At 71.2% G+C, this 3,050-nt stretch carries 5 protein-coding genes; 1 reads left to right on the forward strand and 4 read right to left on the reverse strand.

Annotated features, from left to right (window positions below):
* Positions 1 to 243 (forward strand): CGNR zinc finger domain-containing protein (locus ACAM49_RS39480; protein WP_369640625.1); only part of this gene is annotated, 243 nt, incomplete at its 5' end.
* Between the two features lie 60 nt (positions 244 to 303).
* Here ACAM49_RS39480 and ACAM49_RS39485 read toward each other — a convergent pair.
* The 4 genes from ACAM49_RS39485 to ACAM49_RS39500 form a co-directional block, all read right to left on the reverse strand.
* Positions 304 to 495: a DUF3046 domain-containing protein gene (locus ACAM49_RS39485; protein WP_369640626.1), complete on the reverse strand. Its 192-nt coding sequence runs from the start codon at positions 493 to 495 to the stop codon at positions 304 to 306.
* 89 nt (positions 496 to 584) lie between these two features.
* Positions 585 to 1,748 (reverse strand): glycosyltransferase, encoded by a 1,164-nt coding sequence (locus ACAM49_RS39490; RefSeq protein WP_369640627.1) that lies wholly within the window; start codon positions 1,746 to 1,748, stop codon positions 585 to 587.
* Between the two features lie 87 nt (positions 1,749 to 1,835).
* Positions 1,836 to 2,549 carry a PIG-L deacetylase family protein gene (locus tag ACAM49_RS39495; protein WP_369640628.1) on the reverse strand — a complete coding sequence of 238 codons (714 nt, stop codon included), beginning with the start codon at positions 2,547 to 2,549 and terminating at the stop codon, positions 1,836 to 1,838.
* 14 nt (positions 2,550 to 2,563) lie between these two features.
* The coding region (locus ACAM49_RS39500; RefSeq protein WP_369640629.1) for an ROK family protein at positions 2,564 to 3,050 on the reverse strand (487 nt) is incomplete at its 5' end.

Consider the following 3,050-nt stretch of genomic DNA (forward strand, 5'->3'; position numbering starts at 1 on the left):
GGCCCCGCCTCGACCCCCGAGGTCGCCGACCCCGCCCGTCTACCCGGCTGGCTGGCCGCCGACAACCTGCTACACCTGCTGGCCAGCACTCCAGACCGGATTCGGCAATGCGCGCACCCGGATTGCGTCCTGTTCTTCCTTGACACCTCGAAAAACGGCACCCGCCGCTGGCATTCGATGACGACCTGCGGCAACCGCGCCAAGGCCACCCGGCACTACGCGAAGAAGACGCAGGGAGACTAGAACCGAATCCGCAACCAGCTCAGCACGATTCGCTGACCGGGCGGCCGTACTCGAACCGCGTCACCAGCGGTTCTTGGGCACATCGAATTCCGAACACAGCGCCCGCCACACGTCCCGGGGATCCACCCCCGCCTCGATGGCCTGCGCGCCGGTCCGACCCATCGACGGCAACACATGATCGGTCAACAGCGCGTCTCCCCGCGCCGCACCGAACTCGGTATGCAACAGCTCCTGGAACTCCGTCAACCGCACGGCGGCGAGCCTACGCCAAACCCGCGGACGCCTTCCAACCCCGGCCACGTGGGCTGCACCACCTGCCCGGAATGCGAGGTGCGGGTAGGTCAGCCAGCGACCGGGGGTTCGACAGCGGCGTGGCAGATTTCGACCGGGTCGGAGACCACCGAGATACCGGTTGCGGCCGAGCGGGCGGATTCGGCGTAGGACGGGTCGTCGAGGATGCGTTTGACGGCGTCCCGCAGCGCCTCCGGGGTGGCCGGGCGGACCAGGATCGAACTGCCTTGACGGGCGGCGCGATTGGCCAGTTCCCACTGGTCGCCGCCACCCGGGACGGTGACGATGGGGACACCGGCGAGCAGGGTCTTGGCGAGCAGGCCGTGACCGCCGCCGCCGATGACGACGGAGGCGTGGCGGAGTAGTTCGTCCTGGCGACCCAAACCGGCTGTGGCCCAGGCGGGGAGGTCGGCGGGCGGGGTGTCGAGCATGGAGATGGCCACGCGGACACCCGCGCCTTCGAGGGCTTCGAGCGCCATTTCCGCGAGCCCGGCCGTACCGGTCTGTGCGGTGGAGGGGGCGACCATGACCAGCGGTTCGTCACCCGGCGGCAGGTCGAGGGTGTGATCGGTGGGCTCCCACAACAGCGGGCCGACCAGGTGTGCGTTGTCCGGCCAGTCGGGGCGCGGCACCTCGAGCGCCGGGAGGGTCGCCACGAGCCGGGCCGTCGGTCCCGGATCCTGCGGCGGCAGGCCGATACTCGCGCGCGCCTGCTCCCGCTGCACCTCGCCCCGGCGAATGGCGCGCGAGGTCAGCCCGCGCAGCACCGAATCTCGGGCCCGCCCGCGCACGCCCTCGCCCGGGGCGAGCCCACTCCCGATGGGCGGCAGCCCCTTCGACGGCAGATACAGCGGATGCGGCGACAACTCCACCCACGGCAGCTTCAACCGCTCGGCGGCCATCCCGCCCCCGGCGGTCAGCACGTCCGACACCACCAGTTCGGGCAGCATGGCGCTCAGATCCGGCAGGATCTCGGTCGAAATATGCGCGGCCCGTTGATGAATCCGCGCACCGGCGTCCGCATCGTCGTCCTCGGCCCGAGGTGCGAGCCCCTTGAGCCGCCGCACCCCGATCCCGGCCTCGCGCGCGGCGTCGAACCACCGCGGACCGGTGAACAACACCGGCTCATCCCCGGCCTCCAGCAATCGCAGGCACAACGCAATCGCCGGAAACGCATGCCCGGGATCCGGCCCGGCCACCACCGCAACTCGCACGCCCGACAGCGTGCCACACCCCACCGACCAGCCCCGCACCTACCGACCTTGACACCGCCGCGCCGGCTGTCGGGCGGCTGGCCGAGATCAGCCCGCGAAGTAGTAGAGCTCGAAGCTGATCGCGTGGTCGGCCGGGAAACCTTCCTTCGGGCCCGTGGTTCGCTCGAGAACGGCGCGGGCCTGGATTTCGGCGGGCTCGGGGCTGAGGGCCTCGAGGTAGCGGCGGTGGGCGGTGAGGGATTCGACGCCCACCTCGAAGGTGTCGGCGACATCGACGGCGTGGCTGCCGGCGGCGACGCCGTAGACGGCGGCCCAGCGGGGCGACCAGGCGGGGAGGTCGGCGAGTTCGGGGTGGATCCATTCGTTGCCGGCGTCGGAGACGGCGTCGAGGGCGGCGCGGCCGACGGCGCGATGGTCGGCGGAGTTGGCGTAGCCGCGGGCCCAGACGTCGCCGAAGTTGAACAGCACCACCATTTCCGGGCGGTGGCGGCGGATGGCGGCGGCCAGGTCGCGGCGCAGCTCCAGGGATTCCACGATGCGGCCGTCGGGGTGGCCGAGGAATTCCACCTCGGTGACGCCGACGATCTTGGCGGAGGCGCGCTCCTCGTCCTCGCGCAGCGGCCCGGCCTCGGCGGGCGAGAGGCCCGCGATTCCGGCCTCGCCGCTGCTGACCAGCACATAGCGAATGTCCTTGCCCTGCCGCGTCCAGCGCGCGACGGCGGTGGCCGCACCGTATTCGATGTCATCGGGGTGCGCGACGATGACGATGCCGCGCTGCCAGTCCTCGGGGAGCTGCTCCATGAGGCCATTCAACCTCACAGCATCGCCAGCACACCCTCGAAGGCGGCTTCCGCGGCTCCCAGCAGCTTCAAATCAGCGCCCAGCCTGGACTTCTCGATCCGCACCCCGCCCAGCGCGCGACTCACCATGCTGCGCCGCCGCACCTCGTCACCCACCCGGGCGACCGCGCCGTCGGGCAGGGCGGTGAACAGGTCGCCGAGCACGACCAGTTCCGGCCCCAGGATGTTCACCACATTGACCAGGCCCAGGGTCAGCCAGTCCAGGTATTCGCGCAGGTGCGTCTCCCAATCCCCGTGCAGCTCACGCAGTTCGGCGACGATCGCTCCGCGCGGCCCGTGCTCGGGCATCCCGAGCGCCCGGCACAGCGCCGCCTCCCCCACTTCGGTCTCCCAGCAGCCCTCGTTGCCGCAGTGGCACATTCGCCCGCCGGGCCGCACCGTCATATGCCCGATCTCCCCGAGATATCCGGCGGACCCGCGGAGCAGCGCCCCCTGCGCGATG

Source organism: Nocardia sp. JMUB6875, from assembly GCF_041154655.1.
Lineage (GTDB): Bacteria > Actinomycetota > Actinomycetes > Mycobacteriales > Mycobacteriaceae > Nocardia.

Excerpts from the sequence above, each read along its gene's own strand:
- ACAM49_RS39495 (WP_369640628.1), bottom strand. The coding sequence starts at position 2,549 with ATGGAGCAGCTCCCCGAGGACTGGCAGCGCGGCATCGTCATCGTCGCG.